25 protein-coding genes are annotated in these 20,975 nt (G+C 48.8%); 8 read left to right on the top strand and 17 right to left on the bottom strand.

Annotated features, from left to right (window positions below; all coding sequences use genetic code 11):
* Window position 1 precedes the first annotated feature (1 nt).
* Complete coding sequence (locus tag N836_RS59125) at window positions 2-1,111, bottom strand: aldo/keto reductase (protein ID WP_023074266.1); 1,110 nt, start codon at window positions 1,109-1,111, stop codon at window positions 2-4.
* Between the two features lie 195 nt (window positions 1,112-1,306).
* Between N836_RS59125 and N836_RS59130 the strand changes: the two genes are divergently transcribed.
* Window positions 1,307-2,065, top strand: coding sequence for a TSUP family transporter (locus N836_RS59130; protein WP_023074267.1), 759 nt, complete (start codon window positions 1,307-1,309; stop codon window positions 2,063-2,065).
* 5 nt (window positions 2,066-2,070) lie between these two features.
* Here the strand turns inward: N836_RS59130 and N836_RS59135 are convergent, their stop codons facing one another.
* Window positions 2,071-2,307 (bottom strand): hypothetical protein, encoded by a 237-nt coding sequence (locus tag N836_RS59135; protein WP_023074268.1) that lies wholly within the window; start codon window positions 2,305-2,307, stop codon window positions 2,071-2,073.
* A 256-nt stretch (window positions 2,308-2,563) separates the two neighbouring features.
* Between N836_RS59135 and N836_RS59140 the strand changes: the two genes are divergently transcribed.
* Both N836_RS59140 and N836_RS76635 read left to right on the top strand, forming a co-directional pair.
* Complete coding sequence (locus tag N836_RS59140) at window positions 2,564-3,259, top strand: hypothetical protein (protein WP_023074269.1); 696 nt, start codon at window positions 2,564-2,566, stop codon at window positions 3,257-3,259.
* 69 nt (window positions 3,260-3,328) lie between these two features.
* Window positions 3,329-3,469 (top strand): hypothetical protein, encoded by a 141-nt coding sequence (locus tag N836_RS76635; protein ID WP_023074270.1) that lies wholly within the window; start codon window positions 3,329-3,331, stop codon window positions 3,467-3,469.
* Between the two features lie 82 nt (window positions 3,470-3,551).
* On the opposite strand, the gene N836_RS73590 is transcribed toward N836_RS76635, so the two are convergent.
* The 4 genes from N836_RS73590 to N836_RS59155 all read right to left on the bottom strand — a co-directional run bounded on the left by N836_RS73590 (window position 3,552) and on the right by N836_RS59155 (window position 7,976).
* Window positions 3,552-4,412 carry a DUF928 domain-containing protein gene (locus N836_RS73590; protein ID WP_023074271.1) on the bottom strand — a complete coding sequence of 287 codons (861 nt, stop codon included), beginning with the start codon at window positions 4,410-4,412 and terminating at the stop codon, window positions 3,552-3,554.
* Between the two features lie 73 nt (window positions 4,413-4,485).
* Window positions 4,486-6,426: a sensor histidine kinase gene (locus N836_RS59145; protein WP_023074272.1), complete on the bottom strand. Its 1,941-nt coding sequence runs from the start codon at window positions 6,424-6,426 to the stop codon at window positions 4,486-4,488.
* 43 nt (window positions 6,427-6,469) lie between these two features.
* On the bottom strand, window positions 6,470-7,135 hold the full coding sequence (locus N836_RS59150) for a response regulator transcription factor (RefSeq protein WP_023074273.1): 666 nt from the start codon (window positions 7,133-7,135) through the stop codon (window positions 6,470-6,472).
* 67 nt (window positions 7,136-7,202) lie between these two features.
* Window positions 7,203-7,976, bottom strand: a complete 774-nt coding sequence (locus tag N836_RS59155; RefSeq protein ID WP_023074274.1) for a hypothetical protein — start codon at window positions 7,974-7,976, stop codon at window positions 7,203-7,205.
* A 349-nt stretch (window positions 7,977-8,325) separates the two neighbouring features.
* Between N836_RS59155 and N836_RS59160 the strand changes: the two genes are divergently transcribed.
* Window positions 8,326-9,720 carry a hypothetical protein gene (locus N836_RS59160; RefSeq protein WP_031293364.1) on the top strand — a complete coding sequence of 465 codons (1,395 nt, stop codon included), beginning with the start codon at window positions 8,326-8,328 and terminating at the stop codon, window positions 9,718-9,720.
* A 23-nt stretch (window positions 9,721-9,743) separates the two neighbouring features.
* On the opposite strand, the gene N836_RS78060 is transcribed toward N836_RS59160, so the two are convergent.
* From N836_RS78060 to yidD, 7 genes are all read right to left on the bottom strand, one after another.
* The gene (locus N836_RS78060) at window positions 9,744-9,881 is read right to left on the bottom strand and encodes a CHAT domain-containing protein (protein ID WP_200867444.1); all 138 of its coding nucleotides are present in this window, start codon (window positions 9,879-9,881) and stop codon (window positions 9,744-9,746) included.
* A 5-nt stretch (window positions 9,882-9,886) separates the two neighbouring features.
* On the bottom strand, window positions 9,887-10,048 hold the full coding sequence (locus tag N836_RS77125) for a hypothetical protein (protein ID WP_200867445.1): 162 nt from the start codon (window positions 10,046-10,048) through the stop codon (window positions 9,887-9,889).
* A gap of 4 nt (window positions 10,049-10,052) precedes the next feature.
* Entirely contained in the window at window positions 10,053-10,754 is a 702-nt protein-coding gene (locus tag N836_RS59165) for a POTRA domain-containing protein (RefSeq protein WP_081716921.1), read from the bottom strand.
* Window positions 10,755-11,253: 499 nt separating this feature from the next.
* The gene (locus N836_RS59170; protein WP_023074278.1) at window positions 11,254-11,988 is read right to left on the bottom strand and encodes a lysophospholipid acyltransferase family protein; all 735 of its coding nucleotides are present in this window, start codon (window positions 11,986-11,988) and stop codon (window positions 11,254-11,256) included.
* Between the two features lie 141 nt (window positions 11,989-12,129).
* The gene (gene tadA, locus N836_RS59175) at window positions 12,130-12,627 is read right to left on the bottom strand and encodes a tRNA adenosine(34) deaminase TadA (protein ID WP_031293365.1); all 498 of its coding nucleotides are present in this window, start codon (window positions 12,625-12,627) and stop codon (window positions 12,130-12,132) included.
* A 112-nt stretch (window positions 12,628-12,739) separates the two neighbouring features.
* Window positions 12,740-13,072, bottom strand: a complete 333-nt coding sequence (locus tag N836_RS59180; protein WP_023074280.1) for a cupin domain-containing protein — start codon at window positions 13,070-13,072, stop codon at window positions 12,740-12,742.
* Window positions 13,073-13,133: 61 nt separating this feature from the next.
* Window positions 13,134-13,457 carry a membrane protein insertion efficiency factor YidD gene (yidD, locus tag N836_RS59185; protein WP_023074281.1) on the bottom strand — a complete coding sequence of 108 codons (324 nt, stop codon included), beginning with the start codon at window positions 13,455-13,457 and terminating at the stop codon, window positions 13,134-13,136.
* Window positions 13,458-13,652: 195 nt separating this feature from the next.
* On the opposite strand from yidD, the gene N836_RS59190 reads away from it, so the two are divergent.
* Window positions 13,653-13,880 carry a hypothetical protein gene (locus N836_RS59190; protein ID WP_023074282.1) on the top strand — a complete coding sequence of 76 codons (228 nt, stop codon included), beginning with the start codon at window positions 13,653-13,655 and terminating at the stop codon, window positions 13,878-13,880.
* Between the two features lie 365 nt (window positions 13,881-14,245).
* Here N836_RS59190 and infC read toward each other — a convergent pair whose 3' ends face one another.
* Window positions 14,246-14,809, bottom strand: a complete 564-nt coding sequence (infC, locus tag N836_RS0138705; RefSeq protein ID WP_023074283.1) for a translation initiation factor IF-3 — start codon at window positions 14,807-14,809, stop codon at window positions 14,246-14,248.
* A gap of 149 nt (window positions 14,810-14,958) precedes the next feature.
* Between infC and N836_RS59195 the strand changes: the two genes are divergently transcribed.
* Entirely contained in the window at window positions 14,959-15,606 is a 648-nt protein-coding gene (locus N836_RS59195) for an NAD(P)H-dependent oxidoreductase (RefSeq protein ID WP_031293369.1), read from the top strand.
* An 86-nt stretch (window positions 15,607-15,692) separates the two neighbouring features.
* Here N836_RS59195 and nfi read toward each other — a convergent pair whose 3' ends face one another.
* Window positions 15,693-16,415, bottom strand: coding sequence for a deoxyribonuclease V (nfi, locus tag N836_RS59200; RefSeq protein ID WP_023074285.1), 723 nt, complete (start codon window positions 16,413-16,415; stop codon window positions 15,693-15,695).
* A gap of 65 nt (window positions 16,416-16,480) precedes the next feature.
* Between nfi and N836_RS73595 the strand changes: the two genes are divergently transcribed.
* The gene (locus tag N836_RS73595; protein ID WP_023074286.1) at window positions 16,481-18,325 is read left to right on the top strand and encodes a lipase family protein; all 1,845 of its coding nucleotides are present in this window, start codon (window positions 16,481-16,483) and stop codon (window positions 18,323-18,325) included.
* 8 nt (window positions 18,326-18,333) lie between these two features.
* Here the strand turns inward: N836_RS73595 and N836_RS59210 are convergent, their stop codons facing one another.
* Window positions 18,334-19,134, bottom strand: a complete 801-nt coding sequence (locus tag N836_RS59210; RefSeq protein WP_023074287.1) for a Nif3-like dinuclear metal center hexameric protein — start codon at window positions 19,132-19,134, stop codon at window positions 18,334-18,336.
* Between N836_RS59210 and N836_RS59215 the strand changes: the two genes are divergently transcribed.
* Entirely contained in the window at window positions 19,133-20,395 is a 1,263-nt protein-coding gene (locus N836_RS59215) for a Na/Pi symporter (protein ID WP_023074288.1), read from the top strand. The two genes, N836_RS59210 and N836_RS59215, sit on opposite strands and share 2 nt — an antisense overlap.
* 35 nt (window positions 20,396-20,430) lie before the next feature.
* On the opposite strand, the gene N836_RS59220 is transcribed toward N836_RS59215, so the two are convergent.
* Window positions 20,431-20,670 carry a DUF4327 family protein gene (locus tag N836_RS59220; protein WP_023074289.1) on the bottom strand — a complete coding sequence of 80 codons (240 nt, stop codon included), beginning with the start codon at window positions 20,668-20,670 and terminating at the stop codon, window positions 20,431-20,433.
* Between the last annotated feature and the right edge of the window lie 305 nt (window positions 20,671-20,975).

A 20,975-nucleotide genomic window follows, 5' to 3' on the forward strand; every position in this document is an offset into this window, starting at 1 on the left:
CTTATTCCGCAGTGACGCCTGCTCCTGATCCTTGGACGAAAACAGGCTGATTAAAAGACGCGGGTTTGTCACCCACAGTCGCGCCGCCATTGAGCATACCCTGTAGGCTAGGCTCAAAGAAGGTGTAAGGGAAACGCGCATCGGGACGGCTGACATCATCCAGCCGCTGCTGTAGCTCAGCGGGAATCTCGAAATCCAGTGCGCCCAGGTTATCCTGCAGCTGATGTAGCTTGGTGGCTCCGATAATGACTGAGGCCACAGCAGGCTGGTTAGCGACCCAGTTCAGGGCCACTTGAGCCATGGACCGGTCCAATTCTTTCGCCACCTGCTCCAGTGCAGCCACAATGGCCCAGTTTTTCTCAGTAAACTTATCAAAGGCTGGATTGCCGCTGTTGGCCAGCATTGCCAGTCGTCCTGCACCTTCGCCACCTTGCTCGGATGGCTTATATTTTCCAGACAGCAAACCGCTGGCCAAGGGCGACCAAGCCATCAGACTGGTGCCGAGATTTTGGGCTAGGGCCGTGTATTCAAATTCAATGTTGCGCTCGGCCAGGGAATATTCCAGCTGGACGGTGCTGATGGGTTCCCAGTGGCGTTCTTGGGCCAGGGTTTGCGCTTGCGCCACATACCAGGCCGGTGCATCCGATAGGGCCACATGACGCACTTTGCCTGAGCGCACCAGATCATCCAGGGTGCGCATGACCTCAGCCGCTGGGGTGACTTGGTCCCAGGTGTGCAGCATATAGAGATCAATGTAGTCGGTGCCAAGGCGTTCTAAGGAGCCTTCGACGGCGCGGAGAATATTTTTGCGACCGTTGCCGCCAGCATTGGGGTTACCGGGGTCGGCATTGTAGCTAAATTTGGTAGTAATGATGATGCGATCGCGATTCTTACTCTCTCGAATAAATCGCTCTAACATCCGCTCGCTATTGCCATTGGTATACAGATCCGCCGTATCGACAAAGTTTCCCCCCGCATCAACATAGGCATCAAACAACTGGCGAGCATTGGCCTCATCCGTTCCCCAACCCCAATCATCACCAAACGTCATTGTCCCGAGTGCTAAGCGACTGACTTTTAATCCGGTATTGCCTAATGTGTAATAGTTCATAGGTTTGTTGTGCAGTGACCAACTGCTGATGTTTAGTCTACAGACACCACTATGGAACAAGCATCAAAACAATACTTGAATCTGATTGCTGAGTTTTGGTAAAAAATTGCTTACCCAGAAAACCTATGAGCTGTTGGGTATGAGGCGGACATGCTAAGTTGCCTTGGTGATTAGCAAATACCTTAGGGGGCAGGGATGCAATTGAGCCTTGATACGGTGGCACTACTGTTTATCGTGGCCATGGTGGCAGGCTGTGTAGATACTATTGCTGGCGGGGGTGGGTTGATTGTATTACCCACGCTGCTGATGGCCGGCATACCTCCAGCCGCTGCCCTGGCAACTAACAAACTCCAGGGTAGCGGCGGCACGTTGGTTGCCTCCCTCTATTTCCTCCGTCAGCAGATTGTTCGCTTCAGCGAGATCAGGCTAACAATATTGATGACTTTTGTGGGAGCCGTGGTGGGTGTCTGGCTCGTGCTACAGATCAATAGCACGGCGCTCCAGGCAATCATACCGTTTTTACTGATCAGTATGGGCTCCTATTTTGCGCTGTCACCACAGTTGGGAATCACCGATCAAAAACAGCGCATCGCTCACAAACCATTTTCTGGGTTGATAGCCCCATGGCTTGGCTTTTACGACGGCTTTTTTGGGCCAGGAACCGGCATGTTTATGGCCTTATCGCTGGTGAGTCTGCGGGGCTATAACCTGACTAAGGCCACCGCCCACACCAAATTACTTAACTGCACAAGCAACGTGTCATCACTGCTGTACTTTCTTGCTTTTGGCGAGGTGTATTGGCGAGTGGGTCTGATTATGCTGGCAGGCCAGGTGATCGGCTCCTCAGTTGGGGCCAGAATTGTGATCGCCAAAGGAGCTACTTTGATTCGTCCGGTTGTTGCGATGGTTTGTTTTCTAATGGCCTCAAAGCTGTTGCTGGATACGTTTGGCTAAGGCTGCTAGGCACCTAAGAATTCAGAGAGTACCTCACAGGCTCCATCTTCAACCCCATCGTAAATGGAGGGGCTAGGGGAAAAGGGAGGGGTTGGTTTATCCGCCAGCTCCAAATGCTCATGGAGGATTGTTAAAATTGCTTCGGACACAGACGTAATCGCCTGCTCCTGCTGATACGGACGGAGTTTATCTAACAAGTCAGGGGTGAGCAGTAACGTTACTGGGGTTCTTGCAGTTGCCATAGTAGTTGATCAAAGGGCACTTAACGTTAGCTTATAAGACAACTGCCCTGATCTTCTGTTTAAACTCTCTCCATCGGCCCAGACGCAACCCTAATTGATCGTCTCCTAATATTTCAGAGCAGCCACAAAACCTGCGTAATTGACCATGATAAACCGGGTTTGTCAATTTCAGGTGTAACACCCACCCATCCGACGTATAACTTGTAGCAGCTCAGAATTAAGCATAGATGAGCATCTAAGCAAGGACATCTGCCTTATGTATTCAGACGGGAGCTATCATCAAACCCTGGGGTATCTGCATATTCAGTTTGGCAACTTAGACCAGGCTTGTTTGGACTATCTGAACGCTATTGAAGCCTTTCAACGTGATGATGATCAAGACGCAGCGCTTCAACTAACAGAGCGTCTCAATGACCTGAACTGTGAGATAGAATCCCGTTCAGGTCAAAAAAAAGACCTATCGCTGTCGGTTCATTTAAAAATTGAAATCCTGCGACTTTGCCGTTTGGGATCGCGCTACAGCCGTCGTTATCAACATCCCGTGGCCCTGAATGTGCTGGAGCGGGGTTTAAATCTGAGCGATGTCTTGGCAGATATTGACTATCAGCAGGGTCAATATTGTGCTGCCATTGTGCTCGGTATGATGGGGAAAATTTACCACACTCAGCGCTATTATCTGTTTGCTCTGGCTTCATTTAAGGCAGCCCTGGAGGCCTATGAGTCTTTATCCAACCCTGACAAACAAACCCAAGGTCGGATGGCAACGGTGTTATGCAAAATAGCGGACATTGCAGAAATCACCCATCATCCGGATGTAGCCATCGAATGTTATTTAGATGCACTGTGGTATCTGAATGCCTGTGGCCAAAAGCCTCGGGCTCGACAAGTGGCGCAACAATTAAAAACTTTGTGTAATATGTCGCAGCAGCCAGTGGCTGTCAAGGCTGACTAAGAGATTTCGCATCACTCTAAAATCTCTAAAATCTCTAAAACTCTGCAAACAACTCTCAAATATTCAGCTATGTTACCAATCTTTGTTTTTGGCACCGTGTTAATGATGTGGAGTCGAGTGACTCTGGCTCCGTCCGCTAAATCATCTGAGCAGAAGGAAGAACCTAAACCTAAAGTAACCATTGAGGTCGTTACCTCACAAGGAGATTAGAAGGCAATAGCGACAGCCGTCGCTATTGCTGCTGTGATTGGGTCGGAGCATCAGATATGGATGCGAGATATGGATGCAAGAGCTATTCGGTAGCAGTTTGTTCGGCGATGGTGATCAATAGGCTACTGAAGGCTTCATCATCACTCTCGAATGTGGCTAGATCTTGGATTAATCCTGTTCTGACTTCTATGTCTGTAGCAGTTGTTCCGGCGGCAACGGTGGCCAGAGCGTCATACCAAATACCAGCCGCACCATATGCGATCGCTCTTTCCGCATCAGTGGTGGCTGTTGCCAGGGCCGTCGTTAACTCTGGTGTGGGAGTGGTCAGCCGCAATCCTAGAGTACTGGTCAAAAAGCTAGACGCCCGCTCAGGATCGCACATGACAATGACCTGCCATAGATAGTCTTGCCCCACTTCGAGGGCAGGGACACTGTCAGGCAGCTGATAGCGCATAAAGCCTGCCTGGGCAGAAAGCTCAACACTATCAACCAAAATGGGTTGACCATTGACATCCATGGCCAACAATCGAAAGAGGAGCGGAACCCCGACCAACGCATCTGGCAGATACCAGACAAACTCGGGGCGGGCGCTAGTGGTCAGTCCCATGATGGAACGTGGCCCCAGCCCTGAGAACATCGCAGCATCCACTGGACAGCTGCCACCCCGAGTTCCGGTAGTAGTCCTTGCCCCTTGAAAGGGTCTACCATCGGCTGGCGGTTGAAAGTATGAATACCGCCCCCCGGTGGTGTTGATATCAGTATCGGAACCTACAGGTTCGGTGGTAGTCGGCTCAAATTCAGCGATCAGAGAGGGCGGCACAGGAGAAACTGACTGTGCTGCTGGAACATCTACAGACGCCTGGGCCTGGGGTCTAAATAAGAGTAGGGGAGCACTTAGCCCGAGGGAGAACCTGAGTAGATTGGGAATAGGATAGAAGACCATAGGGCTACCTGAAAGCTAAGGGGGACAAGAAAGAATTACGGTACGGTTCACTCGTATCTGTGGCTAGCGTCGATCATGATTCTAGTTTGTTGTTTTTGAAAATGGTTGAAATACCGGGCACCCCAGCCCAAAACTTAAGTCTATTGAACCAGCACCACCTCTGCTGTTGTTGAGAAGTAATCGGCCAGCGCAGCTCACACCGGACGCCTTTGGGGCTGACTGCGTAGCGCTCAAACACTCCGCCGAGAGTCTGGGCCAGCTGTTTGGCCTGATGAGTACCGTAGCCTTCGTGCTCTGGGTTGAATAGCCCATTTGCTCCGTTATCAATGACTCGGATAACGTTATCTGTGCCCTCGGGTTGGCATACTACATGAAGCCGTGTAGTCTCGGGTGCATATTTACAAACATTTAACAGAGCTTCTTCTAGAAACCGGCTGAGTTCACGCTTTTGGTCGGGGGGTAAGTGACTATCGTCAATCTCCTGAAACTCTGTAATGTGTAAAAGATTTTCAAAAAAGTCCTTTCGACGTTTTGTTGTGTTGCTGTAAATTTCATACAACAGTTCGGTCAGGGGAATTTCCAGGTTAATGATCTGCCGTTGGTTGAGTACTAGCTGTTGTCCAGGCATCAGCATTTCCTGACGCATTGCATCATAAAGAGCCCGCAGTTCCTGGTTTAGCTGCTTTAAGTCAGCCTTATTAAAGTTAGGATTGTCGCTGTCTGTGGGCCATTCTTTGAGAAATCTAGCCAGGGTTTGTAGCGGGCCGTTGTGAATGGTGCTGAAGGTCCAATCGATCAGCTGCTGTCGTTGGTTTAGCTGCGATCGCAACTGTGCCTGTGCCTGATACATCGGATAGAGCACCATCGCATTCAACCCAAATAGCACCATCACCGGCACCATCGGCAGCCACCAGTTAGTCAACAACAGAGCATAAAATACTACACCTAGGCCAATACTAACAGCGGCAACAATCAACAAATGAGTAGATGGCTTAAGACAGCTGCTAGCCAATACCAATCCAGCGACTCCACCGACAATCAACAACCCATATTCTATCCAAATGGGTGGTGTGCTTAAAAAAGCCCGGTTGTTGAGCGTTGCATTAATCAACTGACTAACAGCATGGGCCTGTACAGCCACACCTGGTACTAACCCTGGATTTTCTCCAGCCAGGGCCGCTACATTGACAAAATCTTTAGCACTAATTGCATCGTAGCCGATCAGGACCACACGATCTTGCAACAGGGCTGCTGGCACCGCGCCTGAAACCAGCTCACCGTAGGTCACCTTAGTAAACGGCGTTGCTCCAGCCCGAAAGTTAATCAAGGTTTGGTTACCCGCATCATCCGCCCGCACATAGCCGCCCGTGTTGGCGCGAAAACGGGGCACCTCAGCATCACCAAACCGCATGGTTGCCGGATCACGGCGACCATTGTCTAAGTTAAACCCCTCGTCAGCGAGGTATTTCGCCGCCAGACGAATGGTAAATGAAAACTGATAGTTACCCTGCTGATCGGTCACTCCCAACAAGCTACGACGAAGAAAGCCATCTTGATCCAAGGGCACATCCACAAACCCTACCTGCTCCGGTGGTAATGCCTGAGGTGGAGAAATTGTCGGCGTCGTAATTTTTTTAATGCCGACAATATTATCTGAACTGGTCAATACATTAGCTAACTCGTTATACCCCTCACCCACTGGAAAATCTCGAAAAATATCTAGACCAATCACCCGAGGCTCATAGGTTTGCACTTGTTTAAGTAGGTCTGCCAGGGACTGATCAGAAATTGGATAGCTGAGGGATGTTTGAATATCTGCTTCAGTAATATAGACAATCGTGACTTTGTCATCGGTGGGTTCAGCAGGGCGCTTGCGCAGGGCAAAATCTAAAAGATTCCACTCCAGAGCTTGCAAAAACCCCAGCATCCGCAAGGCCACAATAATGGCAATAATCGATAACCCGGAAAATTCTCCACTATGGAAATTAAGCCGTCTGTCCTTGAAAATGCCCATACTACATTCACTTGTAGAGACTTGGGGTCGTTGGATGCATCTTCTAATCCAACAGCCCTACTTCCCGTGCCCTCACATAGGTCTGCACCCGAATATTAATGCCGTTGTCTGGATATACCTGGAGGGCATCCTGCACTCGGGTCCAGTAATAGCGAACCGTGCGTTCTCCCACATGCATGCGCTCAGCGATCGCTTTATCCGTCAGGCTTTCTTTAAAGGCTAGCTCAATCACTGTTAACCATTCTGGCTTGACTTCTAACCCCGTGCGCATTTCGGGTGGAGTATAGAGTAGCCCCTTCAGCGCCCAGTCCACCTTAGTCAGCATTTCGCTGCTGGTTAAACTTTTATCTGCAATGGTAAAGCCTCCCTGGTGAGCATCAATAATCGGTTTGAGACGCACCAGTGCTCGCACATGGGCACTTTGCACCACGATGTTTAACTCAGCATATGCAGTTAATAAACTTTTTAACAGATCTAACCCAGCCTGGGTTTGAGAACTATCGCCTGCCTTGACCGGCACCGACAAATCCATCACCAACAGATCCGGTAGGGTATCTGTCAATAGCGCTTTGACCTCAGTCACTGTGGTTGCGGTCGTAATCTTGCTATCGGGGTACTCTTCCTGCAAAACACTACAGGTACCAGCTAAAACTGCTGCATGATCGTCTAAAACAACAAACGTGGGGGCTTGGGCCTCTGCATGAACCATGACAGGAGATTCCTATGATGGAAAAGTAAACACACTGTAATTAAATAGTATCGAACTAAAAATGTGTTTAGCCAACGATGGCGGGCCAACTAAGCTCACAGATGAGTTCGACATTATCCTGACTAATATCTAATGTACCGGACATCAGGCTATGGAAAATTTCTTTGAGATACTGGAGTTCGGTGGAATTTGACAAGGATAGGGTAGTTTGCTGATCCAATATATTTCGAGTCAGCTGTAGGTTATTCAGATTGCCGCTGCGTCGTAGTTGTACTGTTAGCGGAGTCTGGGTTGCCTGCAGCAGTAAGGGTAAAAGCTCAGCGACAACAGAAATCAATGTCCGATTACTATCGCTACCATCCGATGACCAATCGGTGTCAGGCTCAATATCAAGGGATGTTTCCTGCTGCCCGTGGTGTTTGAGCAAAAACTGTAGGGCCAGGGGCAGACTATCGTCTACAAACGGTGGGGAAAGTTCGTTGCTGAGGTTTTCTAAGGATCGATAAAACTGGTTAAATTGCTCTAAATAAGGAGCATTCTCATCATTGGAATGGTCATTTTTCTCTAAATGTCGACGTAGGGCAAATGCTTCTTGTAGCAGGCCATCTCGGACAATTTCGGCCTGTATATGCTGTTGCTGCTGCTGCTGGTTGTGCCACCAGTGCCATGCCTGTTGCTGCTGTCGCGTTGCACGTTGCGATCTCCAGTTTGCGATCGCACTGCCCATCAATATAGTCACACTTATACCTACTAATACGCCATTTACCTGGGCCATGTTCGCTATCATGTCGCCATTAGCCCAGACCACAGCATATAAGTTCAGACTAGTACGTAGGACCATAATTTAGGCACTACTCAGGGCATTTACAGGCCAAGCTTATCGTCGATTATGGCGGGTCACCTTGCAGTTTTCTGCAAAGGTCGCTGCTGATTTGGCCGTTTTCGTAAACCCATACAGCCAAACACGGTTCAATCCCTACGGGCGTAAGCTTTTTGGGGCTGATGCAGCCTGCCGTTATCCCAAAATTGTACTTTTCTGCAAAGAGCCTATCTGTTTTCGGAGGATCGGACTGCAGATACAGTAGATGATTAGAAAATTTGAAGCTTCTAAAGTTGTCAATATCAGGGTATTGGCTGATAGACATCAGTACATTCCATCGTTGACAGCTCATCACATCTCTTCTAAAACCATGGAAAGCTTCTCTCACTACTGGCAGCTCGCAAAAATTACCAGCTCTGGTCGTTATTGTTGCCAACCATTTCCCCATGTTCAAACCTGGTTTGAACAGTGTTTTTTAAGTACTCTAGACGATGCGTCAGACCGCGATGTGCAAACGGCTTTAGTAAAGCGTTGGCAGACAGGCGGGCCAGACATGAGTATCGCCCAGCTGAGTTTACGCTGTTTTATCAGTCATCACATCTATAATACTTGCCGTCATCTCGCCCAGCAGTTTGGACAACACTACGGATTCCGCACCACAGACATACTACCCTATGTGTTGGATGACAACGGTCGTCTGAGAAACTCATACCGACCTTTTTCACTAGAGATTTTAGAGCGGTACACCATGAACAAGGCCAAGCTCAGCACCTGGACCACTCACCTGACCAAAAACCATCGAGGATTAAATGATTTTTTGTTAGAACAGGGCCTCTATCGGATCAGTAACTGGGCGATTCTCAACGATACTACTTGCTCTCAGCTAGATCGTATTTTTAAGAACTTTTATCAGTTTCCTCAAGCAGAACGTCAGGCGGCCCAGGTACTTCTACAGCGCTATCATCAGGTATATCGCCGTGAGCGCCACCTGAAGTTACAAACCCGCAGACAGGGTACCCGTTGCCAGAGCCCGACCTATGAACAGCTGCAGAAAATAGCGATCAATCAGTCGCCAGAACAGGTATTGGCCAAGCTAGAGAGCCTGGCGACTAAATTACGCCAGTATCGCATCTACAAACGTAGCGGTAATATTCAAACCCTAGGTAATGTGATTTACCTGGATGAGCTGGATAATTTTTCGGTTGAGCGCTACATGAGTGTAGAGACAGCGGGTCACGATGAAATCGATGAACAACAAGCCTTTTTTCAGCAGTATCAAACCAATTTAGAACAGTGTCTGCGACAGGCTATTCAACAGGCGCTACAGCAGCGTGTAGCGTCCCTTAGAAAGCGTTCAAGCGAACTCAAGGCGCAAGCTTATTTAGAAGCGGTGCGGCTGTTTCATCAGAAAGGCTTGTCCATGGGTGCGATCGCAGCTCGTCTCTCCCAGCAGTTCTCTCCCCACCTCAGCTTTAACAACCAGGTGCAGATTACCCGTCTACTCAAGCTAAAAGAGCTACGGACCCAAATTCGTCAGCTCACCCTGGACAACATCAAAAACTTTGTCTACGAAGCGGCTGGCCAGCATACATCAGCCCAGCGGTTGACGGAGCTAGCTCCATCTATCGAAACCATTCTCACCCAGACCATTGATCAGATTATTGGAGAAGCGGCTGCAGAAGCCCAAAGCCCCAACAGACATCAGCCTGAAAGCAGACTGACCATTACCCTATGCGAGGTTGTTGAACACCTGGCAATTGCATAGGCCATCTCCCATCAACGAAATGCTTAGAGCCAATTACCGACTAGAACAAAGGGAGCCCAGAAGAATGGATGACTATACTCCTCGCTATAGAGCAAACGTAATTGCGCCTGTTGTAGTATCTCAGCTTTAGACGTTTGTAATGTCGCTAAATCACCGTACAACTAACTCATGAATTCAGCAACATTGATTCAATTGTCCCAGTCAAAATAAAGGTTTCATCCGGGTCCGAACTAAACTGACCGTGGGTAGCTAGATGCACAACCGGAAACGCAGTCTCATCAATTGCCCCTTTAAAGGTCTCACCCAAAAACGTTTCATTAAATAACACCTTACTATGCACCTGCTGTTGAATCGCTCTCGGTCTTAGGTATATCCGTTGAGAAATGTTTGATCGATTCTCCTGGCAGATAGTTAGGTTTAAGGCGCTCTGTCCCCGAAACCTCAATGTCTTCGAGATATCCTTCAATGATCTGGATTTCAACAGTTCCATCGGATAAAGGCTGGTTTGCAGGAATAAAAGCTCCGGATGTTACATAGCCTGCATCGATATACATCTGTGTGATAGCTGAACGAGCCTCCTGGAGTTCTGAAAAAGTAATCGGTCGATTGCTAAAAGGCTGGGTAACGGCGGCTAACTCTTCTTCACTAAAGACCGTACTCCCGTTAATTTCAAATAAGTTGATGATCACTGTGCCAGGGATATCTAGCTCAGGTGTAGTATCCGGCAAAACCTCCGGCAAGGGCCGTAATAAGTCTTCTACTGGTGGTAGAGGTTGAGGCAGTTTGGGTTCAGGCTCAGGTAATTCTGGCGGTAGCGTATCTTGTGGCGGAAGGGAGGGGACACCCTGACTCAAACGTACATTTGTCAATGATTGCTCCTTTCTCGTAACGCTTAGAGGAGAGATCGACAATGGGTTAATTAATGTTGAAACGGCTGCGCCAACCGGCAGTGTATTCCCAAGCACTGCCAAGCTAATGAGGCTAGCTAATGGTTCTGTAGAGAGTTTGACCCCAACCATAAATCTGCTAAACATTAATTCTCCTCTATCCGTATTAGTGAGAATGATAAAAGGTTAATTGTCAGTGGATTTTGATAAAATCTTTTTTTATCTAAAACAGATCTATTTGAGCATTGACTGAAGATGGGCGGTTTCCCAAGGGTAGAATTGATCCATCAGACACCAGTTTTGGCTGTATTCTGAAGTCAGAATGCTGATTTCTTATTCAATCAGGATTTCTTGCCTGAGTTGAACAACTTTATATTTATTAGTCAGATTAAATAGCTGATTGTGTAGCCTACAGGCAGTGCCTAAATTCTGGAAGCCAGGTATATCGGCTTAAGCGATGGCAAAGGGCGGAAGCATGAAGACGGAGGAATGAAGAAGATGCCAATAGTACGTTTCAGGGCTCCAAATGCCCTATCCAACTCTTCACCCGCCATACAGTAACCCAGACTCTGCATACTCTGAGTCATACCGCTGGTGCCAGCGATGTCTTAACGTTCTGATATTCTCTTGGTTGGTCAGAACGATTCTATGCAGCTAATTCTAGAGGTTGTTCAATATTAGCCATAGATTCCAAGGAGTATTTTAAGTCTGCCGTCAATCGTAGGGCTTGTTGTTTGGCTGAACTCGATGCCATGTAGTTGCTAACGGATAAGGTTGGGGCAATGCGGACTTCGACGCTGCTACCAAAGCTGGGATGCGGACTGTCGTAGTCGAGGTAAATTGGCAGTATTTTTACTCCCAGGTTTGGGGTGGACTGCTCTGCCTGTAAGGCTAATCTGGCAAGACCAGGCTTGAGACACTGGACTTGCTTTTGCCGAAAGATATCTCCTTCAGGAAAGATGACCAGGGTTTGACGGTTTTGGAGTAGCTGTAGACCGTGGCGTAGTGTTGCGATCGCAGGTCTTCTCACATCCACAGGAAATCCGCCCAGGCGCTTAATCGCCCAACCCTGCATCCCTAGGCACTCATCCGCAGTCACCATAAAACGCAAATAGCGCCTGGTAGTTTGATGTCCGACCAAACCTATCAATAACGCATCCCAGCGAGAGCGATGGGTTGGGGCAAACACAACTGGACCGCTAGTCGGAATATTTTCCTGACCAACAATGCGAATAGTTCTGAAGAAATTAGGTAAGACAACCCGTTTTCCGATTTTGTAAGCTAACGGCGCTAGCCAGGGGGATAGTTTGGAAGGGCAGGGAGTATACACCACGTCTGATGTTGGCTGTCTATGAAGCAAAAATTGCGGACTAAAAGCCATTAGCGATGCTCAGGAAACGAAAACACACCCAAAGCAGAAAATGAATGTCGCCAGCCATGTGCTCGACGATACCCAACTCCACATTTGTATACATACCATATACCTATCTTGAGGCAAGCTCTGCCAATCTGCAGGACAGTTTTACTGCCGTCTCTGATGAAACCAGTTTTGTAACTGTTGCTGACAGGACGATGCTAATACTCCCCCTTGAACCATCAGGCGATGATTAGACGCTGGTCCATCTGGCACATTTAGAACAGAGCGTACAGCCCCGGTTTTTGGATCATCTGTGCCATATACTAGTAAGCCCAACCGAGCATGCACAATTGCCCCTGCGCACATAGGGCAGGGTTCTAGGGTGACGTATAACCGATAGTCATTAAGATGCCAATTTTGTAAACGTTGACCAGCCTGTCGCAGTGCCAAAATCTCTGCATGGGCCGTGGGATCATGATCCCGTTCGCGACGGTTGGCTGCTTCGGCAAATACCTCATTATCAGGGCCAACGAGCACAGCCCCAACGGGCACTTCTCCTACAGCCCCTGCTGCTTCCGCCAATTCCAATGCCCGCAACATCCACCGTCGGTGGTTTAGATACACAGGATTATCTAACGGTGGGGGCGGTACGTCATAGGGCATTGAGTGCTAGGTCCAGGGCAGGTTTGCAAAAAGAGACGGGGACAACAATTCCAGAAACAATTGCAGAGATATTCTCCCGTGGGTGTTCCCCTAAATATTAGAGCTGCAAGGCTTAGGCAATCCCAAAATATGTCAGCACCAAAGGCGCTTCGCTCGTGTTAATGACTTCATGCACATCACCGGGCTCCACCAGGATACATACGCCTGGCATCAGGGGCTGGTCTGTGCCATTGACTACCATGATCCCCGTGCCTGCTGCGACTAAGAATACCTCATACATGTCTGAGTGAGCATGGGCCTGAGCGACTTGCCCTGGCGCAAATGTAGCCTGGGAAAAGTTAGTCAAGTGGGGAATATCCCCCGGCTGCAGCATAACTTTTTTGCGAATGGCTGGATTATGGGAAACTCCCTGGTCCGCTAGCTGATTCAGGTTAACGTGTTTCATAACAGGGAATAAACGTAGGGACAGACCGCGTCAAGGGAGCAGGTGCCCCGAGCCGAGTAAATCATTCGTGACTCACAGCTGAGTTGTCTGGCTCAACCGCTTTGGCAGATGCCTCATTGACTACAACTTGATCGCTAAGGCTGGTGCTACCCACCATGGGGAGTGGAGGAACCGGGTCATATCCACCTGCATGCCAGGGATTGCAGCGGACGATCCGCTTAATCGCCAGCCAGCCACCGTGCCATGGGCCAAATCGCTCTATGGCTATGAGGGCATAGCTTGAGCAAGTAGGGGTATAGCGGCAAGTAGCTGGCAACAGGGGAGAAATTAGCAGCTGATAGCCTCGAATCAGTGTCTTGAGCACTAGTTTGATCACGTTAGGCATGGGGTGCCCTGCAATAAGCAGATAATATTGTATAAATAGATACACCGCACCATAGACAGGGCGTCTATGAGGAAGGTTTGAAGAAAAATAACATCAGGTGTGAGACATTGAAGTTTTCTCAACAGACTATACGCTCTACCCCATGATAAAAAATCCTATGGCGTAATGAAGAGGAAGCGTTAGGTATATGTACTCATGAAAGTAATCTCTGATACCAATTTAGTGTCTAGCGTTAGCCAACTGGTGCCTAAACTGCTCAAAAAACATTCCTATGGTCTTTATGAGCTAGCTCAGGAGTGTTCTCAACAGCTGCATTTTCCTGTTTGTGAGATTATGCCGTCCCTGAGTAGTAGTCTACATCGTATGATTATCTGCGGTGAACTGCGCTATGACCGACAGCATAATCGTGTATTTATCGGGTAGTTACGTTGCCTGTCCAGGTCGGCGTAGTTGCTGCGGGGTTGTGGCCAACATTGCCAGATATTGATTAACGCTTAAAGCTGTCATGCTCTTTCACCTAGCTGTGCTCGTCGACACAATCCAAGAAAAATTGATGGCTATATTAAGGGGGAGTTGGGGCCACTCCTAAAGTATGTCGGGAGGGCTCATGCTGGCATAGAGTGGGTCCAGGAATGAAACCCCCTATTGCATAACTGTTTATTGCTAACCATATAGCCTGTTAGATGGAACGTCCTATTGCCTAACTCCCTATATCTAAACCGACCCCCTCCGCAGACCTTAGTGTTGGCGGAGGGGTCTTATTTTGTGCTTAGGGATAATTAGGCTGTCTACGCAGGCGAGAGCAGTACAGTCAGCGCTCGTCTGTCAAAAGATTGCACCTTACCGGCATTATCCAAGTCATCGATGACTCGCCGCAGCAGATCAGTAGCGCGATCGCGATGCTGGTGTTCACGTCCTCGCAGACGGACTAAAAATTTTACAGAATCACCCTTGTCAAGCCATGTCGTTGCGCGCTTGACCCGCAGCAGATAATCTGATTCACCAATATTGGGACGGAACTTGACCTCTTTTACCGATGGACGAGATGTTTGCTTTTGGCGTTTGCTCTTTTGATACTGTAGCTTGCCGTGATCCATGGCTTTGGCAACCGGAGCGCCATCTTTTCGCTGAGAAACCACTACCAGATCAAGGTTTTGCGCCTTTGCTAACTTAATAGCATCTTGGGTATCGATGACGCCATGATTCTCACCAGCGTGGTCAATGAACAAAACCTGAGGGCTTTTGATGTTGCGATTGACGAGACTTTTCTGCTTCTTATTAGTAATAGGACTACACTCCAATACGATTACGTCGGACAGCCCTAGTAAAACACATTTCAACGCTATCGACATCTATCTAACGATGGAATCCCCCCTCCGAGCCAGGTTTTGTCGAGAATTGGCGCGATCGCAACCCTATACTTAACACTGCTAAGTAATCTAGCTATGTGTTGCATCAGACCTATACCTGCTATAACAGCCATGTTGAACAGGTATTTTCTATGACAGCCCCCAATTTTTCTAGCGAATCTGTCCTGCAAGCACTCAACTGGCGCTATGCCACCAAAATGTTTGATGCCAGTAAAAAAATCCCTAGCGATACCTGGTCAGCATTAGAGCAAAGTTTAGTGCTGGCTCCTTCTTCATTTGGGCTAGAGCCTTGGAAATTTTTTGTAATCGATGACCCAGCTGTCCGGCAACAGCTACTGGAAGCCACCTGGAAGCAATCTCAGGTAGTCGACGCGTCCCATCTGTTGGTGCTGGCTATCAAAACCGGTTTAAATGACACCGATGTGGATCGCTCTATGGCGCGTACCTCAGAAGTCCGCGAGGTCCCCCTGGAGTCGCTAGAAGGCTTTAGCAACGTGATTAAGGGATTTATGAAAACTCTGCCGGATGTGGATAATTGGGCAACTCGTCAGGTCTATATCGCCCTGGGGCAGCTGATGGTTAGCGCCGCTCTACTGGGCATCGATACCTGTCCCATGGAAGGGTTTATGCCCGATAAGTACGATGAAATTTTGGGGTTGCCTGAGATGGGGTACCACGCTGTTGTAGTTTGTGCCGCTGGCTATCGGTCAGAAGACGACAAATATGCTCACCTGCCCAAAGTGCGTTTTTCCCTAGAGGATAAGGTGCAACATATTTAATTCTGATTTAACCTTGGGCGTTCCCTGGAGCGCCCCGACGATGGACTTTTTTAACTCTCTTTTTTGTTCTCTCTTCTACACTTCCATCAAAATAATTTCATTTGTTCTGTGCCATCGATTGCTGACGTTCCTACCGATGGCATTGGCCCTCGATTAGATGCTAGTCGATCCGCCAGTCGGGTTGTTTCTGGTAACCGATACTTGGGTGTGCATTGCAGCACATAGTCAACAGCCGTTTCTAAGCAAATACGATGCCCTGCCGATACAAATAGGGGTTTAGTTCCAGTTCGGCTTCTGAGCACAGCCCCAATGGGTTCCCCTCGGTCCATCAGTGGCACCCAAGCTCCTTTTTCAGGTGGCAATTCCTGATGGGTACCTAGCAATCGCGATTTGGCCACACCAATGGTGGGTTTATCAATCAGGACACCCAGATGACTGGCAATCCCTAAGCGACGAGGATGGGCAATGCCGGCACCATCACAAAGGATTAAATCAGGCTCTAAGGTTAACTGGCTAAGGGCATCAAGGACCGTTGGCATTTCGCGAAATGACAGTAGACTGGGGACGTAGGGAAATGTGGTGGGACGATAGGCCAGCTTTTGCTCTAGTAAGGTCAGTTCCGGTAGCTGCAAAACTACTACAGCGGCCCGAGTAATCGTGCCATCCTGCTCAAAGCCAGCGTCTACCCCAGCCACGGTGGTGATGGATGCAAATTGGTCAGTGGTAATGACCTGGCTACGCAGGTGGTTTTGAACTGCGATCGCATCCGCCGTATCCCTAGGCCAGGTATCAGGTACATCAATTTTCATTTGATCTTTGCAGCAAACTGGGCATGCTTCGGTAGCATCGAAGAGATTTGGTTCATTAGAAAATTATGGTGCGTTTTTCAACCAATATTCTTTCAGTCAGTACAGCAGCGCTTCTTGGTAGTGTACTGCTGATGGGAGCTACTCCGGTAACCCAGGGACAGGAACCGAAGGTAGAAAGAAGCCTTGCCATCAACCAGGTTGAAGACGCCGTTGTGCCACTACTTGATAATGATGTTCAGGCACTGCTGCCACAAGATAGTAACAATGGTGATGTTGAAGCCGTTCAGCGACAGCAGTTCTTATTAATCCAGGGGGCATTTGCCGCCGCCGTCGGGCTGAGTGCCCTAGCCCTGGTCCACGGTGTGCGTAGCTACAGCAAATACCACCAATGGCAGCGCATTGATTTTCTGCGGCGAGCTACCCAAGAGTTTGAAAACGATCCTGGTATTTCCCACGCGTTAAGCATTTTGGCCTTTGAAGAGTACCGAGACTATCCACTCAATTTGCCTCAGACATCAGCAACAACCGACAAAACATTTAAGGTCACCAATGAACTCTTGAGCCAGGCCTTAAGCAGTTCTAAGCTACGGAGACATCGAAAAGAAGAGCTGGATAAGTTGGATGCTGATGCTGGCACTCAGGAGGCTGATGTCAAGGAGTATTACGCTGAAACATCCGTGCGTGATTGGTTTAACCAAATGCTCAATGGTCTTGAGCATTTTGGTTACTTGGTGAATTCTAAAGTGTTTAGTGTCAAGGAGGTACAGCCATGGCTAAACTACTGGGTGAGACTGATCGCAGACGAAACCTACCGGCGCAACTGTGATTCGAGAGTTTACGAACAGCTTTACAACTATATCTATGACCATGGGTTTGACGGTGTCAGACAGCTGTTTGAAAAGTTTGGCTATCGGATTTTACGCTCTCCCTATAAGGGGAATGACTTTGAAAAACTAGGAGATATAAAACACTACAACACCAGGCTGGCTTTAAGTCTGGCAAAAGTATCTCGACTGGTCTATCAGGATGTTCGATATATCGCTAAAATTGCCCAACTGTGGAATATTGATATTCGGAACAACTTTCGATTTTTTAATGCCCACAATCGGGATACGCAAGCGTTAATGTTTCGCACAGATGAGTGTGTGATACTTGCCTTTCGCGGTACTCAGGAGGTTCGTGATTGGATGACCAATCTGAATACAAAACTGCGGAACTTTACTATCCGACGGGCGGGCAAGACAACTTTGTCGTCTTACAAAGGGAGAGTGCATACGGGTTTCTTTTTGGGCTGGGCTGAGATTGAGCGAGACGTGCTGGCTCAGTTTGAGCGTTGGCAAACTGCAGATAAGGTCAATGGAATTTCTAAGCCTTTGCCGCCGCTGTTGGTTACAGGACATAGTTTGGGTGGGGCATTGGCTACGATGGCAGCGGCATCACTCCATGAAAATGGGTTTGAGGTTGCTGGTCTATATACGTTTGGACAACCTCGCGTGGGCGATCTTACCTTTAGTCGGCAGCTTAATAAACATCTGTCGGATAAGGTTTTTCGCTTTGTTAATAACAATGATGTTGTCCCCCATGTGCCGCCACCATTCTCGTTACAAAATCCTTTCCGGTTCTATGGTCACCTGGGTGCAGTCAAGTACTTTAACTCGAAAGGGTTGCTGATGGTCAACTACAAAGCGCTCAATCGCGCTGTTGATGGCTTTGTTGGCTTGGTTAAAAGTGCATTTGAATCGGGATTTGATTTGATTGCCGATCATAATATGTCTTACTACATTAGCTATCTCGATCAGGCGATGCAGGCGGAAATTAAGGATCAAACTGCAACAATGTTGGAGCTGGATGTGACTCGGGTGGGGGGTGCAGAAGGCTTAAGAGCGGCCCAAGCGGCCAAAAAGAAATAGCTGGGGTACTACCAAAACTGACGAAAGTCTTCGTCAGTGGTACTGAGTTGGGTCCAGGCGACACCCTGTTGTTGGAATTTTTCGACAAGCTTGGCACAGGCGGGGCGTTCGGTGGCATAGTGACCGGCGTCGATCAGGATGAGGTTGAGATCGCGCCCTTCTTGAAACTGATGAAACTTACAATCAGACGTTAGATAAGCCTGAGCTCCCGTTTTGGCCACTGCTCCCATAAAGCTGGCCCCTGAGCCTCCCAGGACAGCCACCCGCTCAATCATCTGGTGTAAATCTGCCGTCGGTGAATGGATTAAATTAGGTGGATTGAGCTTAGCTTGGATTATGGCCAGCAGTTCATCCAATGATTGTGACCTGGGCAAATTTCCCACTCGACCGTAGCCCAGCTCATTCTGGGTCGGTACCACCGGTATCGCATTCTGCAAGCCCAACAGCTGAGCCAGCCGATCCGCCGTCCCATCAGCCACCTGATCAAAATTGGTATGGGCACTGTACACGCCGATGCTATGGGTTATGCTTAGGCGCACCATATCCCCGATGGGATTACCTGCCGCCACAGACTTAAGCGGACTAAAAATTAACGGATGGTGCGCAAATATCAGGTTGACTGGGGCACCCTCCTGCTTAAGCCGAATGGCTTCGGCCATCACTGCCAGCGTTGGCGTTAAGCAGACCAATACCCCTGCCGGTTGAGACAAAATACCCGGTTCAATCTGCCAGCCACAGTTATCCCAAGACTCCTGCCACGCAGGCGGTGCCCAGGCTTCAACCCAGTTAATTAGTGCCTCAACGTTCATGGTGACTCCTTCTTCTCAAAGCGACTCAAATTCCATTGTCGATGCTGATCAAACAGCCACTGTGACGACCGCTGCCTCGTCAACAGCCGTTAGCCCTGCCGAGGAATCAGCAGCCAGCAACACATCCGAGTCTCAGACCCTTAGTTTAGGACAATCCTGGCTGTATGCCGGGGGAGCCTTACTTGCGGTCTATGGTCTGTTCGCCTCCATAGACTGGCTGAATATCGGGTTTCAATCCATTCTCGGTCCCCAGGTTGAAGCGCTGTTGACCCTGGCTGCTAATCCCTGGCTGGGTCTGTTGCTAGGGATTTTAGCCACTGCCCTGATGCAGTCATCCAGCGTTGTTACGACCTTGTTAGTTGGCTTCGTGGCTGGAGGCTTACCTCTGGCGACTGCCATCCCCATGGTGATGGGAGCTAACCTCGGTACCACAATCACCAACACCCTCGTCAGTCTGGGCTATGTTGGCAATGATGAAGAGTTTGAACGAGGATTTGCCGCCGCGACGATACACGACTGCTTTAACCTAGTCGCTTTGCTAATTTTCTTTCCTCTGGAGTTAGGGCTGCACCCCTTAGAACAGCTAAGTCAGTGGTTATTACGCCAAACCTTGAGTGCCGATTTTATGCTAGAAAACTGGCTAGCTCCCATGGACTGGTTGTTACATCCATCCCGCTGGCTGATGGCCTACGGCGTTAACAGCATGCCTGGTCCCTGGGATTCGCTGCTGCTGTTTAGCGCCAGCGTCGGGGGGCTAATGATTTCTGTGACGGCCCTAAGTTGGCTGATGAAGCATTGGCTAGATACCCCAGTTAAGAACACTATTCATTGGGCAACGGGCCATGGCTCGGGAATTGGCGGTCTGGCAACCGGTGCTGCCATAACCGCCCTAGTGCAATCTTCTTCTATGACCACTAGCTTGATGGTGCCCCTAGCTGGGGCTGGCTTGGTCACACTGCAAGACGTTTATCCATTTGTTCTAGGAGCCAATATCGGCACCTGTATTACGGCCCTAATGGCCACTTTGGCACTAGCCAACCCCGTGGCCCTGCAGCTTGCCCTGGTGCATTTGAGCTTTAACCTGCTGGCCGTCGGTTTGATTTATGGCCTACCACCGCTGCGGGCTATGCCGTTAGCTATGGCACAACAACTAGCAACAACAGCTCGAAACTATCGCATCGTAGCGATTGCCTATGTCGTAGGGGTATTTTTTCTGGTACCATTTGCAGCCCTGTGGCTGTCTTTAACTTTGCTGATCTAGGACAGCGCCTGGGCCACCTGAGAGGCGATCTCAGGCTAGAGTTCTTCTTCCCAACTTTCCACTGCCAGTAGATCGCTAATTGGGTCTTGCATAGAAAACTCAAACTCTTCAAGCTCCTGTTTCCAATGCTCCCAGCTGTCTCTAAACAGAAACGCTATTTTCCAGAGTTTATCGGTGGGCTTGATGACGTCAGATTCTACAAGGGATGTCACTTGGCGCTGAAACTTAGCCATTGGATGCAACGCCAATGGAGCAGCTGTTGTGGTTTTAGCCATAAATGAATGGATTTAATTTTCCGAAAAAATTTCGTCGTACATTGAAATTCAGGCCCTATATCGGAGGGCATACGCTACCTATCGCAAGCAATGAATTTCACAATGATAAAAGATACCACACTGGTTTCCGTTTAGCATAACTCTTTAGAAAGATTTCAATACAAACGTACAATCAGCGGGTCCCGATGTCCTGATAAGCCTACAGTTCCATATTCGACATTTACTGAATTTGAATTACTGAATTTGAATCAGATATTGTCAAAGCTGTAGCGCCTGTCTAAGCTAAGATGCGGCATATAAACCCG

This window comes from Leptolyngbya sp. Heron Island J (genome assembly GCF_000482245.1).
Classification (GTDB): Bacteria; Cyanobacteriota; Cyanobacteriia; order Phormidesmidales; family Phormidesmidaceae; genus Leptothoe.